At 63.2% G+C, this 15,312-nt stretch carries 16 protein-coding genes; 9 read left to right on the top strand and 7 right to left on the bottom strand.

Features of this window, described 5'->3' with window-relative positions; all coding sequences use genetic code 11:
* Positions 1-79: 79 nt before the first annotated feature.
* Entirely contained in the window at positions 80-670 is a 591-nt protein-coding gene (locus tag QQL76_RS09035) for an NADPH-dependent FMN reductase (RefSeq protein ID WP_499207341.1), read from the top strand.
* Positions 671-832: 162 nt separating this feature from the next.
* Positions 833-2,062, top strand: a complete 1,230-nt coding sequence (locus QQL76_RS09030) for an NAD(P)/FAD-dependent oxidoreductase (protein ID WP_499207340.1) — start codon at positions 833-835, stop codon at positions 2,060-2,062.
* 7 nt (positions 2,063-2,069) lie between these two features.
* Here QQL76_RS09030 and QQL76_RS09025 read toward each other — a convergent pair whose 3' ends face one another.
* On the bottom strand, positions 2,070-3,215 hold the full coding sequence (locus tag QQL76_RS09025) for a GGDEF domain-containing protein (protein ID WP_499207339.1): 1,146 nt from the start codon (positions 3,213-3,215) through the stop codon (positions 2,070-2,072).
* A gap of 127 nt (positions 3,216-3,342) precedes the next feature.
* Positions 3,343-4,047: a glutathione S-transferase family protein gene (locus tag QQL76_RS09020; protein ID WP_499207338.1), complete on the bottom strand. Its 705-nt coding sequence runs from the start codon at positions 4,045-4,047 to the stop codon at positions 3,343-3,345.
* A 243-nt stretch (positions 4,048-4,290) separates the two neighbouring features.
* Between QQL76_RS09020 and QQL76_RS09015 the strand changes: the two genes are divergently transcribed.
* The 3 genes from QQL76_RS09015 (at position 4,291) to QQL76_RS09005 (ending at position 7,042) form a co-directional block, all read left to right on the top strand.
* Positions 4,291-5,067 (top strand): sulfite exporter TauE/SafE family protein, encoded by a 777-nt coding sequence (locus QQL76_RS09015; RefSeq protein ID WP_499207337.1) that lies wholly within the window; start codon positions 4,291-4,293, stop codon positions 5,065-5,067.
* A gap of 89 nt (positions 5,068-5,156) precedes the next feature.
* On the top strand, positions 5,157-6,548 hold the full coding sequence (gene fumC / locus QQL76_RS09010; protein ID WP_499207336.1) for a class II fumarate hydratase: 1,392 nt from the start codon (positions 5,157-5,159) through the stop codon (positions 6,546-6,548).
* Between the two features lie 107 nt (positions 6,549-6,655).
* Entirely contained in the window at positions 6,656-7,042 is a 387-nt protein-coding gene (locus QQL76_RS09005; RefSeq protein ID WP_126011669.1) for a DoxX family protein, read from the top strand.
* A gap of 190 nt (positions 7,043-7,232) precedes the next feature.
* Here the strand turns inward: QQL76_RS09005 and hisG are convergent, their stop codons facing one another.
* The 3 genes from hisG to hisS are packed head-to-tail and all read right to left on the bottom strand — an operon-like array spanning position 7,233 to position 10,664.
* Positions 7,233-7,922: an ATP phosphoribosyltransferase gene (hisG, locus tag QQL76_RS09000; RefSeq protein ID WP_499207335.1), complete on the bottom strand. Its 690-nt coding sequence runs from the start codon at positions 7,920-7,922 to the stop codon at positions 7,233-7,235.
* Positions 7,919-9,055 carry an ATP phosphoribosyltransferase regulatory subunit gene (locus QQL76_RS08995; RefSeq protein WP_499207334.1) on the bottom strand — a complete coding sequence of 379 codons (1,137 nt, stop codon included), beginning with the start codon at positions 9,053-9,055 and terminating at the stop codon, positions 7,919-7,921. The genes hisG and QQL76_RS08995 overlap by 4 nt, the downstream gene beginning before the upstream one ends.
* Before the next feature lie 7 nt (positions 9,056-9,062).
* Positions 9,063-10,664: a histidine--tRNA ligase gene (hisS, locus tag QQL76_RS08990; protein ID WP_499207333.1), complete on the bottom strand. Its 1,602-nt coding sequence runs from the start codon at positions 10,662-10,664 to the stop codon at positions 9,063-9,065.
* Positions 10,665-10,736: 72 nt separating this feature from the next.
* Between hisS and QQL76_RS08985 the strand changes: the two genes are divergently transcribed.
* Entirely contained in the window at positions 10,737-10,892 is a 156-nt protein-coding gene (locus QQL76_RS08985) for a hypothetical protein (RefSeq protein WP_499207332.1), read from the top strand.
* Positions 10,889-11,383, top strand: a complete 495-nt coding sequence (locus QQL76_RS08980; RefSeq protein WP_499207331.1) for a hypothetical protein — start codon at positions 10,889-10,891, stop codon at positions 11,381-11,383. The genes QQL76_RS08985 and QQL76_RS08980 overlap by 4 nt, the downstream gene beginning before the upstream one ends.
* A gap of 7 nt (positions 11,384-11,390) precedes the next feature.
* On the opposite strand, the gene QQL76_RS08975 is transcribed toward QQL76_RS08980, so the two are convergent.
* Positions 11,391-12,023 carry a DNA-3-methyladenine glycosylase I gene (locus QQL76_RS08975; protein WP_499208341.1) on the bottom strand — a complete coding sequence of 211 codons (633 nt, stop codon included), beginning with the start codon at positions 12,021-12,023 and terminating at the stop codon, positions 11,391-11,393.
* A 182-nt stretch (positions 12,024-12,205) separates the two neighbouring features.
* Between QQL76_RS08975 and QQL76_RS08970 the strand changes: the two genes are divergently transcribed.
* Together QQL76_RS08970 and QQL76_RS08965 are read left to right on the top strand one after the other, a co-directional pair.
* Positions 12,206-12,976: a L,D-transpeptidase gene (locus QQL76_RS08970; RefSeq protein ID WP_499207330.1), complete on the top strand. Its 771-nt coding sequence runs from the start codon at positions 12,206-12,208 to the stop codon at positions 12,974-12,976.
* Positions 12,977-13,078: 102 nt separating this feature from the next.
* A complete protein-coding gene (locus QQL76_RS08965; protein WP_499207329.1) occupies positions 13,079-13,777 on the top strand; it encodes a L,D-transpeptidase in 699 nt (232 codons plus the stop codon).
* Positions 13,778-13,929: 152 nt separating this feature from the next.
* Here the strand turns inward: QQL76_RS08965 and mnmA are convergent, their stop codons facing one another.
* Positions 13,930-15,114 carry an MnmA/TRMU family protein gene (gene mnmA, locus QQL76_RS08960; RefSeq protein WP_499207328.1) on the bottom strand — a complete coding sequence of 395 codons (1,185 nt, stop codon included), beginning with the start codon at positions 15,112-15,114 and terminating at the stop codon, positions 13,930-13,932.
* Positions 15,115-15,312 lie beyond the last annotated feature (198 nt).

The following is a 15,312-nucleotide window of genomic DNA, read 5'->3' as shown; positions in this document are numbered from 1 at the left end:
CCTCCTTGAAGAATGGACCTCAGGTGACAGATATAGAGCCAGTCACCATTGGTTACCAGCGCACTTAAGGATACTGGAAATGAGCAAGCTCAAACTCGCCGTCGTCATCGGCAGCACACGCGAAGGCCGCTTTGCCGAAAAGCCGGCGCACTGGGTCGCCGACCTCGCCAAGGCGGACGGTGCTTTCGAGGTGGAAGTCATCGACCTGAAGGATTATCCGATGGCCTTCTACGGTGATCCGGCAGCGACCACGGAACAGAGCGAAACGGCCGCCAAGTTCAAGGCGAAGGTTCAGGAATTCGACGCCTACATCTTCACCGCTGCCGAGTACAACCATGCTCCGACCGCGGTTCTGAAGAACGCAATCGACCACGGCGCGTGGGTCCGCAAGCCCGTCGCATTCGTCGGTTATGGTGGCGTTGGCGGTGCGCGCGCGGTCGAGCAGCTTCGCCAGATCGCGGTCGAAATGGAAATGGCGTCGGTCAAGACCGGCACGCATATTCTCTTCCCGGAATATCTCGCCATCGTCAAAGGCGAGAAGCAGATCTCGGATTTCGCGCACCTCGTCGATGCGGCCAAGACGATGCTCGGTCAACTCGCCTGGTGGGGCCAGGCCCTGAAGGCAGCCCGTGACGAGGAAGCCAGCGCCCCGCTTGCCAAAGCCTCCTGATTCCACTTGTGATCCCGTTCATCGCGGCACCGGATTGTGGGCGCCGCGATGAACATTTCCGGGGCGCAAACTCGCCCCGTCTTGCTGCAAAAATCCTGCGGAACCAAACGCGGCTCGGGCCATTGTGGGCGATACTTCCTCATTCTCCCTGGCAACCTTTTCATGGCCGACGACACTCTGACGCGCCAACGCGATCTGCGCGAGGCGGAACCCCTGTGGGCGCAGTCACCGCGCATCAAGCTCTTGTCTCGCAAGGCGGTGCCGGTGCGTCACTTCGATGTTGTCATCATCGGGGCAGGCATCAGCGGCGCGCTGATGGCCGACGCACTCGCAGACGGCAAGCGGTCGGTTTTGGTGGTCGATCGCAGACGCGCCGTCCACGGCAGCACGATGGCCTCCACCGCCATGATCCAGCACGAGATCGACGTTCCGCTGCACAAGCTGTCCGGCATGATCGGTGCGGCGAAAGCGAACCGTGTATGGCGTCGCTCGGCGTCATCGGTGGATGCGCTGGCCGATCGGGTCGAGAAACGCGGCATCTCCTGCAGCATGAAGCGCAAGAAGACGCTCTATCTGTCGGGTGACGAGTTCGACGCCGATGCGCTCGCCAAGGAATACGATGCACGCAAGAAAGCCGGCCTCGGCGCGGAGTTGCTCGACCGCGACGAGGTCGCGGCACAATTCGGTCTGGATCGCGAGGCTGGCATCGTCAGCGATGCATCCGCATCGGGCAATCCCGCACAGATGGCTGCGGGCTTTTTGCGCGAGGCCTTCAAGCGAGGCGCCGGGCTCGTCGAAGGCATCGAGATCACCGATCTGCGCGAAACGAGCGATGGCGTGGTGCTCGCCACCAGCGACGGCAGCCTGATCGAAGCCCGCCACGCCATCTTCTGCACGGGATATGAATTCCTCGAAACGCTCGCCAGCCAGAACCACGATGTCGTGTCGACCTGGGCCCTCGCTTCCGCCCCCGGACTGACGCTGCCGGACTGGCTGCCGGACCATCTCGTTTGGGAGGGCTCCGACCCCTATCTCTACTTCCGCTCGACCCGGGACCGGCGACTGATCGTGGGCGGAGAGGACGAAGACGACGGCGAGGCCTTTGCCGATCCCAAGAAACTGAAGGCCAAGGCCACCACGATCACCAGGAAGGTTGAAGCCTTGCTCGGCATGAAGATCGGGGCACATGATGCTGCTTGGGCGGCGGCATTCGGCACGACGAGCGACGGCTTGCCGCTCATCGGGCTCGTGCCGGAGATGAAGCACACATTCGCGGTTATGGGGTTCGGTGGCAACGGGATCACATTTTCGAAGATCGCCGCCGAAATCGTCTCCGCAGAAATCGCCGGTCAACCGGATCCCGACGCCAAGCTCTTCGCGTTCAGCCGTTGATCGGCCGTCAGGCGGCGAGCGTCTCGGCCCGATTGCGACCGTTGCTCTTGGCCTTGTAGAGCAGTCGGTCGGCTTGAGCGACGACCGTGTCGAAGTCGGCGGCATCGTCACAATGGAGCATGCCGGCCGAGATGGTGACCCGGATCGCGCGCCCGCCGTAGCCCATCGTGCATTGGGCGATCGCTTCGATCAGGCGTGAGAGGCGCCGCTCGGCGTCACTTCTGTTCGACGCTTCGAAGAACAGCGCGAACTCCTCGCCCCCGACGCGGGCAACGAGATCGCCTTCGCGCGCGTGGTCCCGGAATATTCTGGCACAGGTGCGCAGTACCGCATCGCCGGCGGCATGGCCGTGCTGGTCGTTGATCGCCTTGAAATGGTCGATGTCCAGAAGCGCAAGCGCAAAGGGCTTCGCGCCACCAGCGGCGCAACGGGCCCGCAATTTCTGCTCAAAGGCGCCGCGGTTGAGAAGCCCGGTCAGGAAATCGTGGGAAGCCGCTTTCTTCAGTTCGGCGGCATTGCGCTCATAGGCCAGCGACAGCGCGAAGGTGCCGGATGCGGTGATGTAGACCGTGGAAACGATAAGGTGGGCGAGAAGTGCCAGATCCCGCGGCACTGTGTTGAGCATCGAACTGCCCTCGACGAGGCCTTGCACGACTCGCAGAGTGAAGGACAGGCTGATCAGACAATAGGCGAATGCGAGACCATAACGGGACCACAGCCGGTCCTGATGATCGCGAAAGAATTCCCAGGCGGTGAGGACCGCAAGCATCGTCAGTGCGATGTTCACCAGCGTGTAGACGATGCCGTACGCATTGACGAAAGGCGGCAGCAGGCAAAGCAGCAAGAAAACTGCAGCAGGTCCGATCACGACGAGATTGGAGACGGCGCGACCGGAGAATTCCCGCGCCGCCCGCCAGCGCAGGCCAAAGCCGAGAATGAGCATGAGGTTGGGAAGCAGAACCCCGATGCTTCGCGGCAGAAGATCCTGAACGATAAAGGCCGCAAGACCGATGCCGAGAATGAGGCTCGACAGCCACCAGGACGTCCAGTAGCGCTCCTGTCGCCTGAAGCCCGCTACGAAATAGACGGCGGCGAGCACCAACAGCATCGTCGCGTTAACACCGAAGATGACCTTGGCGATCAACTCAATCATAAGCTTTCGGCCCCCAGAAGCCATGGGAGGGCAGCCCCACCTGCCCTCTCTCAGCTATCTGGCCTGCGCTTACCTACGATTGTGTTACTGCGGCAGTATAAACCGAGCGCAGACGCACAACTCTGCATCAGTCGGCAGCCGGGATCTTGAAGCCCGTTTGGCTGGCGGGGCGGCTCATGCAGCGATCGAGCCACGCCATCACGGCCGGAAATTCCGCGAGCTTCAGATGGTCCTTCGCCCCGTAGAAGAGGTCGAGCGTGCGGACCCAGGGAAAGAGTGCGATGTCGGCGATGGTGTAATCGTCGCCCATCACGAAGGTGCGGGACTTAAGCCGGGTTTCCAGCACCGACAACAGGCGCCGCGCTTCGTTGCCGTAGCGCTCGACCGGATAAGGATCCTTCACCTTGTCGGCGGCGAATTTGTAGAAATGCCCGAACTGGCCGAACATCGGCCCAACGCCGCCCATCTGGAAATAGACCCATTGCAGCGTCTCGATGCGCCTTGCGGGATCCTGCGGCAGGAGCCTTCCGGTTTTTTCTGCAAGATACTGAAGGATTGCACCCGATTCAAAGAGGCCGATCGGCTCGCCGCCAGGGCCGTTCGGGTCGATGATCGCGGGGATCTTGCCGTTGGGGTTGAGCGACAGGAATGCGTCCGTCTTTTGATCATCCTTTCCGATGCGAACCAGATGCGCCTCGTAAGAAAGCCCCAGTTCCTCCAATGCGATCGACACTTTGACGCCGTTGGGCGTGGCGAAGGAATAGAGTTGGATCGCATCCGGTTTCGTGGCCGGCCACCGCTCGGTGATCGGAAAATCTGAAAGCTGCCGCATCAGGTGAAGCTCCTTGCTTGTTTTTTATCGACGAACTGTCAGGCAATAGGTGGTCTCTCCTTGAGGCATTGCCAGACCCGGCAACGATAACGCACCGTTCATGGCGAAGCGCGAGCCGCGATTGCGCGGGAAGGGTTCATGGCGCAAAGCTGTTCGCCGCGATGCCGCGACGACGCAATTGTGGTGCTTTCGGGAAGCGGTCGGCAGCCCTAATGTCCGGCGACCTCAGGCTGGAGATACCAGGTGCTCGACTTTTTCACTTTCGCTCTCGTCGGCTTCCTCGCACAGGCAGTCGATGGCGCGCTTGGCATGGCTTATGGTGTCATCTCCTCCACCGTGCTGCTCGGCGTCGGCCTGCCGCCTGCCCAGGTTTCCGCATCCGTCCACGCTGCAGAACTCTTCACCACCGCTGCGTCTGGCAGCGCACACCTCTATCACCGCAACATCGACTGGAAACTTTTTGCCCGGCTCGCTCCCTTCGGCATTCTCGGCGGCGTGACCGGAGCCTATGTGCTGACCTCGATCGACGGATCGGCGATCAAGCCCTTCATCACCACCTATCTGGCCGCCCTGGGCGTCTGGATCTTCGTTCGCTCCTTCCGCAAGCTTCCGAGCAAGCCGGTCAGCGGCAAGCTGGTGGCGCCGCTCGGCCTCACGGGCGGCTTTCTCGATGCCTCGGGCGGTGGCGGCTGGGGGCCGATCGTGACGACCGGCCTTCTGGGAGCCGGCGGCGCGCCGCGCTATGTGATCGGCACCGTGAATGCGAGCGAGTTCCTGATCACCCTTTCGGTGTCGCTGGCCTTCCTCATCGCGCTCATCACCGGCCATTGGGAGGATGCGGGCGATCTTTCCAACCATCTTGCCTCCATCGCCGGACTGATCGTCGGTGGCCTGATGGCAGCGCCGCTTGCCGGCTGGATGGTCCGCCACATCCCGGAGAAGGTCCTTCTGCGCGCGGTCGGTGTCGTCATCTGCACACTCGCCATAACCCAGACGATCCAGCAGCTGTTCGGCAGTTGAAGCGGCGTGGCGGAGCCTCTCCGGTTGTCATGCCGGTCGCCTGCCCCCATTTCCAGACAAGCCCACGCCATGAGCAATAAGGAGACGGCATGACCGCCACCCGCACGGAAACCGACACGTTTGGCGCCATCGACGTTGCCAATGACCGTTACTGGGGCGCGCAGACCGAACGCTCGCTCATGAACTTCAAGATCGGCGGGGAGCGGATGCCTGCGCCTCTCGTACACGCGCTCGGCACCGTCAAGCAGGCCGCGGCGGAGACGAATATGGCGCTTGGCCGGCTTGATCCGGCGATTGGCAAGACGATCGTGCGCGCCGCCGCCGAAGTTGCCGCCGGCAAGTTCGACGACGAGTTTCCCCTGGTGGTCTGGCAGACCGGTTCCGGCACGCAGTCCAACATGAACGCCAATGAGGTGATCTCGAACCGGGCGATCGAATTGCTTGGCGGGACGCTTGGCTCGAAGACGCCGGTTCACCCGAACGACCACGTCAATATGAGCCAGTCGTCGAACGACACGTTTCCGACAGCCATGCACATCGCCGCCGCTGTAGAAACGCGCAAGGCGCTCATCCCAGCTCTCGACCATCTGGCAGGGGCGATCGGTGCAAAGGCCGCCGAGTTCGACGATATCGTGAAGATCGGCCGCACCCACACGCAGGATGCGACGCCGCTGACGCTGGGCCAGGAATTTTCCGGCTACCATGCGGCACTCGTGCGTGCCCGCCACCAGATCGAGACATCGCTCAATGACGTGATGCTTCTGGCGCAAGGCGGCACCGCCGTCGGCACCGGTCTCAATGCACCGGAAGGGTTCGACACCCGTTTTGCCGCCGAGGTCGAAAAATTGACCGGCCTTCCGTTCCGGACTGCGCCGAACAAGTTCGAGGCGCTCGCATCCCACGGCGCGCTCGCCCACTTCCACGGTTCGCTGGCCGCGCTGGCCGGCGATCTCTTCAAGATCGCAAACGATATCCGCTTTTTGGGATCCGGCCCGCGGTCCGGTCTTGGCGAACTCTCCCTGCCGGAGAACGAGCCGGGCTCGTCGATCATGCCGGGCAAGGTCAACCCCACCCAGGCCGAAGCGCTGACCATGGTGGCGGTTGAGATCCACGGCAACAATGCGGCTGTCGGTTTTGCCGCGAGCCAGGGCCATTTCGAGCTTAACGTGTTCAAGCCCGTCATCGCCTTCAACGTTCTGCGCTCGATCCGGCTTTTGACGGATGCGATGCGTTCCTTCGCCGACAATTGCGTTGCCGGCATCACCGCCAACCGCGATCACATCGCCGATCTCGTCGGGCGCTCTCTCATGCTGGTCACGGCGCTCGCACCGACCGTCGGCTATGACGCTGCTGCCGCGATCGCCAAAGCTGCGCACAAGAACGGGACGACGCTGAAAGAAGAAGCCATCAAGAGCGGCAAGGTCGCGGCAGAAGATTACGACCGCTTGGTTCAGCCCGCTGACATGGTGCGCCCCGGCTAGCGCGACCCAGTGTTCACTTCAGGGATACGATCTGTCGTTGTTCGTTCATCTATGTTAGGATCTGAACTTCTGTCATTGGAGGCTGAACCGCATCTCAAGGACCTCCCATGCCCAACAGCACTCTCGTACTCGTCGCGCGCGTTTTCCTCGCGCTTCTTTTCATCGCCGGCGGCTATGGCAAGCTTGCTGGTGGCCCGGCCGGATTTGCCGGATATCTTGGTTCGCTCGGTTTCCCGGCACCGCTCTTGTTCGCCTGGGCAACGATCGCCGTTGAACTGATCGGCGGCATCTTCGTTCTCGTCGGTTTTCAGACACGCCTTGCTGCCTACGCCCTGGCTGCATTCTGCGTCGCCTCGGCCGTCGTCGCGCATTTCGACTTCGCCGATCAGAACCAGATGACGCAGTTCCTCAAGAATCTCGGTCTTGCTGGCGGCTTCCTGCTGCTCGCTGCAACCGGCCCCGGCACCCTTTCGGTCGACGGCCGTCGCCGATGATTTTTTCGGGGCGGGTCAGTGATCCGCTCCGATCAGGCCGCGTATTGATCATCAGAACGGCAGCCATCCTCCCCCGATCTCCAGCCGTTCCCTCCTGCCGGTCGTTTCCCCGACAGACCGGCACACCAAAAGGCCGCCTCCCCCTCCCGGGAGAGCGGCCTTTTCTATGGGATCAAGGCTTGGAACGGCGTCAGTGTTCGAAGCGCCGGGCGAGAGCCTCGGCGGCTTCGCGGCGGTCAGGTTCGGTGGTCAGGGCGCGCACGAGGCAGGCTTCGGATCGCAGGATGACGCCGTCTTCCAGCACCTTCAGATGGTTGGCCTTCAGCGTCGAGCCAGTGGACGTGATGTCGACGATGATGTCGGCCGATCCGGCTGCCGGCGCCCCTTCGGTAGCGCCCAGGCTTTCGACGATCCGATACAATTGGATGCCGTGCTTGGCGGAAAAGAAATCGCGCGTCAGGCGCCAGTATTTCGTGGCGATCGCCAGCCTTCGGTTGTGGCGCTGGCGGAAATCGGCGGCGACGTCGCCGAGATCGGCCATCGTCTGCACATCGAGCCAAATGTCCGGCACCGCAACGATGACATCCGCATGGCCGAAGCCGAGACGTGGCCCGATCGCCACGCGCCGCGCGACGTCCGGGATCGTTTCGCGCACGAGATCTTCGCCGGTGATGCCGAGATCGACACCGCCATTGCCCAGCTCGCGCGCGATCTCGGATGCGGAAAGAAAGGCGACATCGATGCTGTCATCGCCGACGACCCGGCCGCGATAAGAGCGCTCGTTGCCCACCATCTCGATGGCAAGGCCAGCCTTGGCGCAGGCCGCCAGGGCATCGTCTTTCATCCGGCCCTTGGAGGGCAACGCAAGCGTGATCGTCATGCCGTACCCCCGGCTTTGCCGTCGGCCTGGCGCACCGCAGTGATCCGATCGAGCCAAAGCGAGAAGCCCACGGCCGGAATGGGCTTCGCCGCGCCAAGAAGCGTCAGCATGCGGTCATAGCGCCCACCGCCGGCAAGCACCTGACCCGCAGCGCCAATTTCGAAGATGAGGCCCGTATAGTAATCGAGCGGCCGTCCAAAGGCGGCGCGATAGCGCATGGCCGAAACGTCGCCACTTCGGTTGCGGATCGCCGCCACCCGGTGGTCGAAGCGCGACAGTGCGGCGCGCAGATCCAGCCCCGCGGCATCGGCGAAGCTGGCAAGGGCTGCAGGCGCTTCCGCAAGTTCAACGTCGAGCGCCAAAAATTCCGTCAGAACGGAGAAGGCGTGAGCTTCGAGCCGCGCTTCCGACAATTGGTGCTTTTCCAGAAGCCGGTCGGCGATTTCTTCCGGCGTGCGGCTGGCATTGGAGGAATAGCCGGTCGCGTCCATGAGGTCGGCGATATGGGCGACGAGCCCTGCCCGGTCGTTGGCTTCCACGAGACGGCTTGCCTCGCTCGATCCATTGCCCGCCTCTCCACGCGACAGGGACGACAGCATCGCGTCGAGAGCGGAACGATCGCCGAATGCGCGGACGAGACGCCGCTTCCAGCCCTCAGGCAGACCGAGCGCGGCGAGCACGGCCTCGAACACCGTCTGATCGCCGATCGTCACCGCAAGGCCGGAATCTTTGGCGAGAAGTGCCCGCAGCACCTCCAGCGCATCCGACACGGCGCGCGCATCGGCTGCGGCCACGTCGTGATCGCCGAGATCCTCGATGCCCGCCTGATAGAATTCGTTCGGACCTTCGCGGCGCTGCCGGAAGACCTCGCCGAGATAGGCATAGCGCTTCGGCGTGCCGGCATTGCCCTCAATGTGGCCCATGCAGACGGGGATCGTGAATTCAGGCCGCAGGCACAGCGCTTCGCCCGTCTCGCTTTCCGTCGTGAAGATGCGCCGCCGCAGATCCTCCCCCGCCATATCGAGAAAGGGCGCTGCCGGCTGGATCACCGGGATCGTCACCAATTCGGTGCGACGCCCGGCCAGATCCTTGAGCAGCGCATCGGTAAAATCCGGCAGGTTCAGGAGCGGCATGAAACCCTCATGCGCCGCCCGTCCGGTCTTTAGCTTGGTCTTCAGCTTGAACCGCCAACATTTCGCGCACCTTGGCCACCAGCTCGCTTTCCGGCACAGTGACCTGCGCGACGCGGGCTTCCCGCCACGCGGCGTTGTCCTCGATCGCTTGCGAGGCGCGCTTGCCTTCGATCAGGTCCTTGATCTGGACGACGCCCTGCGCGCGCTCGTCTCCACCCTGGATGATCGCGATGGGGCAATCGCGGCGGTCGGCATATTTCAGCTGGTTGCCGAAATTCTTCGGGTTGCCCTGAAACATCTCGGCCCGGATGCCTGCATTGCGCAGTTCCTGCGTAAAGCGCTGGTAGCGGCCGAGCGCCTCGATGTCGCGGTCCATGACGGTGACGAGCACGGGGGCTGCCACCTGATCCTGACCGAGCTTGCCGAGGTTCTTCAGCGCCGTCATCAGGCGCGACACGCCGATGGAGAAGCCCGTTGCCGGAACCGGCTGACCCATGAAGCGCGAGACGAGCCCGTCATAGCGCCCACCGCCGCCAACCGAGCCGAAACGCACGATCTCGCCCTTTTCGTTGGGAATTTCGGCGAGCAATTCGGCTTCGAAGACGGGGCCAGTGTAGTATTCGAGACCGCGGACGCAGGATGGGTCTATGCGGATGCGGCCGTCGTCGTATCCGCAGCTAATAAACAACGCCCACATATCACGAAGCTCATCTATTCCAGCAGATTCACCATTGCGTAGAACGTTTTCCATCGCTGCCAAGTTGATCGAGGCGCGATTTCTCTCCCTTAAAGCAACCCTGCCTTCTGCGGCTGAATTTTTAGAACCGACATACTGCGCGAAAGCTTCGGTTTGAATTTCGATCCGAAACAACGAAAGCAAATGATCTATATTGTCCTCATCCAGCCCAGCACCCTTCGTAAAATCTCCGCTCTCGTCCTTGCGGCCTGCGCCCAGCAATTGCCGCACACCCTCGACGCCGAACTTGTCCAGCTTGTCGATCGCACGCAGCACCGTCAGCCGGCGCTCGGCATTTTCGTCGCCGCCGAGGCCGATGGCCTCCAGCACGCCATCCAGCACCTTGCGATTGTTCACGCGGATCACGTAGTCACCGCGCTTGATCCCCAGCGCTTCCATCACGTCGGCCATCATCATGCACATCTCGGCGTCGGCCTGGACGCCCGGGGCGCCCACCGTGTCGGCGTCGAACTGCATGAACTGGCGGAAACGGCCGGGGCCGGGCTTTTCGTTGCGGAACACCCAGCCGGCACGGTAGGTGCGGTAGGGCAACTGGATGTCGTTGAAGTTCTCGGCGACGTGGCGGGCGAGCGGCGCAGTCAGATCGTAGCGCAGGCTCATCCACTGCTCGTCGTCGTCGGTCAGCGAGAACACGCCCTCGTTCGGCCGGTCGCTGTCGGGCAGGAACTTGCCGAGCGCGTCGGTGTATTCGAACATCGGCGTTTCGACCGGGTCGAAGCCGTAGCGCTCATAGACGGCCTTGATCTTCGCCACCATCTCGTCGGTCGCGCGGATGTCTGCGGGCGAACGGTCGCCGAACCCGCGCGGCAAGCGGGCCTTCAGCTTCTGCGGCTTTTTCTTCTTATCGGACATGGGGAACCTGGCGACGAATGCGTCACGTTTGACTTCAGCTTTTCAGTCGCGGTTCCTAAAGGATCGGAATGGTTGTCGCAAGTTCAGGCCGCCCGCATGATGCAAGCCTGGATGACCGGCTGGCACGGCTCAAATCGAGGCTGGTGGCTCGAGCGGGCGGCGGTGCTTAAGCAGCTTCTCAACTACCACGGGAAGGCGTATGATCGCGGCGTCATCGAACAGGAGTGATCTCCACGCTATTCGGAAAGACCCCTTTCACCCTCTTTCATTTGGTTCTGAGCCTGGTCGGCATTCTCGCCGGCTTCGTCGTGTTGCATGGCTGGCTGACCGCACGGCGCCGCGAGCACTGGACGGAAGTGTTCCTGATCTCGACCGCCGCAACCGTGATTACCGGCTTTCTGTTTCCGATCGCCACGATCACACCCGCCGTTGGCGTCGGTATCGCATCCACCGTGGTGCTCGTGGTGGCGATCATTGCCCGTTACTGGAAACATGCAGCGGGGCACTGGCGCGAGACCTACATCGTCTCGGCGCTTATCGCGCTCTACCTCAACAGCTTCGTGCTGGTGGTCCAGGCCTTCCAGAAGGTGCCGGCCTTGAACGCGCTGGCCCCGACGGGCACAGAACAACCTTTCGCGCTGGCGCAGGGCCTGCTCCTGGTGTTCTTCATCTTTGCGGGCTTTCGGTCGCTGCAGCGCTACCCGATGCTGCCGGCGTAGATTTGGATTATGCCGGACGGGCGAACGCCGCCCGTTCACGCTCCACCTCGTCGCGCATGCAGCAGCCTTCGATGTGGTCGTTGACGAGGCCCATGGCCTGCATGAAGGCATAGACGGTGGTCGGGCCGACAAAGGTCCAGCCGCGCTTCTTCAGGTCCTTCGAAAGGCGCTTGGAGGTCTCTGTCGTCGGGTTGGCGATCAGCGTCGCATGGTCGAGCCGCGCCGGACGGCTGGCCGCATCGGGCTCATGCGCCCAGAAATAGGTGGCGAGCGATCCGAACTCGTCGCGCATCTCGATCGCGCGCGCGGCGTTGTTGATGGTCGAGACGATCTTTCCGCGATGGCGCACAATGCCGGCATCGCCCAAGAGGCGCGCAATGTCCTCGTCATCGAACCGGGCAACTTTGTCGAAATCGAAACCGGCGAACGCGTTGCGGAAGTTTTCGCGCTTGCGCAGGATCGTCAGCCAGGACAGGCCCGACTGGAACCCCTCCAGGCAGATCTTTTCGAACAGGCGCTGGTCGTTGGCGACCGGCCTGCCCCATTCCGTATCGTGGTAATGGGTGTAGTCCGGCAGATTGCCGTGCCAAAAGCAGCGCGGGCGGCCGTCCTCGCCCTCAAGCAGTCCATCTCGCGCCATTTCCATCAGCCTTCCTCCCTTTAACGCACCGCTAACCGCATCGCTCAACCCGGCGCTAACCGTCTTGCGCGATCGATCGAGCGAAGCCCGCCCGAACGCCACCCGATTTACCATTGGTCATCACGCCGGTGCCAGGATCGTTCCAGTTTTAGGCACTTTTCCTCCGGCTGGAGATATCACCGATGAAGACGACCGTCTGCCTGTTCGCGCTGCTGGCCAGCGCTGCCGCCTGCCTGCCCACCCAGGCGCAGGACCGCTATGCCACCCGGCCGCCCGTGGTCTTGAGCCCCGATCTTTCGGCCCCCTGGGTCATGCAGTTGCACAGTGCGGGACCTGTCCACACCAATCGCGGCCTGTTCCAGCGCCGCCGCCTGCCCGATGCGGCTGCCGTCCAGGTTCCGCGGGAACGCTCCGAGCCGCGCCGCTTGCGCGCCCAGCCCCAGGTCCAGCAGGCGTCGGCCGCAGGCCAGGCCGTCCAGGCTCCGGTCGGCACGCTCGATCCGAAATTCCTGCCGCAGACGGTCGCTTATACCGGCGGCCACGCGCCCGGCACCATCGTCATCGATACGAGCCAGCGCTTTCTCTATCATGTGGAAGCAGGCGGCCAGGCGCGCCGCTACGGTGTCGGTGTCGGCAAGGAAGGTTTCTCCTGGCGCGGCAGCGAGAGGGTGACGCGCAAGGCGGAATGGCCGGGCTGGACGCCGCCGGCGCAGATGATCGCGCGCGAACGTGCCAAGGGCCGCATCCTGCCGGCACACATGCCCGGCGGCCCGGAAAATCCGCTTGGCGCACGCGCACTCTATCTCGGCTCCACGCTCTATCGCATCCATGGCACGAACCAGCCCTACACGATCGGCCAAGCCGTCTCGTCCGGCTGCATCCGCATGCGCAATGAGGATGTCATGGAGCTCTACGAGCGGGTGTCGGTCGGCACCCGCGTGGTGGTTCTGTAGCCGAAAATAAACCATCACGCGGTATATTCGCGCGTCATGCAACTTGAACGCAGATCGTGCGTTCAAGTGCAGATGCTGCTCAAAAGGCTGGGGATACCGCCAATGTCGTTCACCATGAAGCTTACCCAATCGGTTGTCGCATTGGCGATCGGCGTGACGCTTGCTGCTCCGGCCGGCGCGTTCGTGCGCAGCCCCCATGCGGTTCCGGAACCGCAGCCCTATCAGGCGCGCGCAAGCCAGCCGAACATGCCCGCACCGCAGTTCCAGCGCACCCAGGTCGCGTTCCAGACCAGCGAGCGACCGGGCACGATCATCGTCGATACGTCGTCCAAATATCTCTACTTCGTCGAAGGCAACGGCATGGCGACGCGCTATGGCGTCGGCGTCGGCAAGGACGGCTTCGGCTGGTCCGGCACCGTCAGCATCGGCCGCAAGGCCGAGTGGCCGGGCTGGACGCCGCCGGCCGCCATGCGCGAACGCGAGCGCGCCAAGGGCAACATCCTTCCAGCCTACATGGAAGGTGGCCCGAACAATCCGCTCGGTGCACGCGCCATGTATCTCTACCGCGGCGGACAGGACACGATCTACCGCATCCACGGCACCAACCAGCCCTGGACGATCGGCCAGAACATGTCCTCCGGCTGCATCCGCATGATGAACGAAGACGTGACCGACCTCTACGCAAGAGCCGGCGTCGGCACCAAGGTCATCGTGACGGCAACCGGTGCCGGAAACCTCTATTCCGACCTCGGCACGCCGCAGACCAGCAGCAATACGGGCTTCGGCTTCTTCGGCGGCTGAGCCAGCCCGCTTGTTCCGACATGGTGGTCGGGCGTGTCTCGACCATTTGCCGAGGCGCACGGCCGCAGATCTCGGTACAGGCCGAGAATGCGCCGTGAATTTCCGTGGATCGATTGATCGGGCGGCGGCGCAGGCTCGCCGCCCTTTTTGCGTCAGGCGAGCGCGTGCTCGCCTGGCATCAGTGCCTTCAGCATCGCTTCGGCGGCGGGGGAGCGTTCGCTGCGCTCGATGAAGCCGCCGCCGTAAACGCGGGCGTCATTGCCCGGCGCCGAATAGAGCACGCAGGCCTGCCCTGGGGCGACGCCGGTTTCACCATCGAGCAGCTCCACTACTGCACCGCCATTTTCCAGCGTCAGCCGTGCAGGCGCAGGCGGGCGGGTCGAGCGCACCTTGGCAAAGCACTCGAGGCCTTCCGCCGGGATCTCGGCAAGCGCGCCGTCGCCGAGCCAGTTCATATCCCGCAGGATGAGGCGGCGCGTTTCGAGCGCTTCGCGCGGGCCCACCACAACGCGGCGCGAGCGGGCATCGAGGTGAACGACGAAGAGCGGCTCTCCCGTCGCCACGCCCAAGCCCCGGCGCTGGCCGATCGTGTAGTTGATGATCCCGTCATGGCTGCCGAGCACGCGCCCATCCACGTGCACGATGTCGCCGGCAAGCGCTGCATTCGGGCGCAGCTTCGCGATCACATCCGTATACTTGCCCTGCGGCACGAAGCAGATGTCCTGGCTGTCGGGCTTGGCGGCGATTTCGAGCCCCATTTCGGCCGCGAGCGCCCGTGTTTCCTGCTTGGACAGGCCGCCCAACGGGAAGCGCAGGTAATCGACCTGCTCCTGCGTCGTCGCAAACAGGAAATAGCTCTGGTCACGCTCCGCATCGACCGGACGGTGCAGCGCGCGATGCGCGCCGTTCTGGCGCGAGCGGATATAGTGCCCGGTGGCCAGAGCATCGGCACCGAGGTCGCGCGCGGTTTGCAGCAGGTCGGCGAACTTGACCGTCTGGTTGCAGGCCACGCACGGGATCGGCGTTTCGCCCGCCACGTAGCTTTCCATGAACGGGTTGATCACCGCGTCGCGGAAGCGCTTTTCATAGTCGAGCACGTAATAGGGAATGCCGAGCCGATCGGCGACGCGGCGCGCATCGGCAATGTCCTGGCCGGCGCAGCAGGAACCGGCGCGCTTTACCGCGGCGCCGTGATCATAGAGCTGCAAGGTAATGCCGATGACGTCGTAGCCCTCGCGCTTGAGAAGGCCGGCCACCACGGAGGAATCCACGCCACCGGACATGGCGACGACGACCCGCGTATCGGCGGGCGCCTTTGGAAGGTCGAGGCTGTTCATATCCACAATCTTTCGCGTTCAAGGGCGTTCAAGGCGCCGATCAATGCGGGCTGCCCGCAGAAGCGTTCAAGCAGCCTTCAGCGGTCCTATAGGCACAAAAGTGGCCCAAAACAAGCAATGGCGGGCTGCCACGAATCACCCCGGTCGCCAATCGTTTACAATTCCTAACGAATTGTTTCGTTTCGCTTAGGTAATTTT

Origin of the sequence: Rhizobium albus (genome assembly GCA_030160035.1) — a bacterium.
In the GTDB taxonomy this organism is placed as follows: domain Bacteria; phylum Pseudomonadota; class Alphaproteobacteria; order Rhizobiales; family Rhizobiaceae; genus Georhizobium; species Georhizobium albus.
This window is presented reverse-complemented; position numbering and strand designations above follow the sequence as displayed.

Excerpts from the sequence above, each read along its gene's own strand:
- QQL76_RS09005 (WP_126011669.1), top strand. The coding sequence starts at position 6,656 with ATGCCCAACAGCACTCTCGTACTCGTCGCGCGCGTTTTCCTCGCGCTT.
- fumC (WP_499207336.1), top strand. The coding sequence starts at position 5,157 with ATGACCGCCACCCGCACGGAAACCGACACGTTTGGCGCCATCGACGTT.
- QQL76_RS08965 (WP_499207329.1), top strand. The coding sequence starts at position 13,079 with ATGTCGTTCACCATGAAGCTTACCCAATCGGTTGTCGCATTGGCGATC.
- QQL76_RS08995 (WP_499207334.1), bottom strand. The coding sequence starts at position 9,055 with ATGCCGCTCCTGAACCTGCCGGATTTTACCGATGCGCTGCTCAAGGAT.
- mnmA (WP_499207328.1), bottom strand. The coding sequence starts at position 15,114 with ATGAACAGCCTCGACCTTCCAAAGGCGCCCGCCGATACGCGGGTCGTC.
- QQL76_RS08975 (WP_499208341.1), bottom strand. The coding sequence starts at position 12,023 with ATGGCGCGAGATGGACTGCTTGAGGGCGAGGACGGCCGCCCGCGCTGC.
- QQL76_RS09035 (WP_499207341.1), top strand. The coding sequence starts at position 80 with ATGAGCAAGCTCAAACTCGCCGTCGTCATCGGCAGCACACGCGAAGGC.
- hisS (WP_499207333.1), bottom strand. The coding sequence starts at position 10,664 with ATGTCCGATAAGAAGAAAAAGCCGCAGAAGCTGAAGGCCCGCTTGCCG.
- hisG (WP_499207335.1), bottom strand. The coding sequence starts at position 7,922 with ATGACGATCACGCTTGCGTTGCCCTCCAAGGGCCGGATGAAAGACGAT.
- QQL76_RS09030 (WP_499207340.1), top strand. The coding sequence starts at position 833 with ATGGCCGACGACACTCTGACGCGCCAACGCGATCTGCGCGAGGCGGAA.
- QQL76_RS08970 (WP_499207330.1), top strand. The coding sequence starts at position 12,206 with ATGAAGACGACCGTCTGCCTGTTCGCGCTGCTGGCCAGCGCTGCCGCC.
- QQL76_RS09020 (WP_499207338.1), bottom strand. The coding sequence starts at position 4,047 with ATGCGGCAGCTTTCAGATTTTCCGATCACCGAGCGGTGGCCGGCCACG.
- QQL76_RS09025 (WP_499207339.1), bottom strand. The coding sequence starts at position 3,215 with ATGATTGAGTTGATCGCCAAGGTCATCTTCGGTGTTAACGCGACGATG.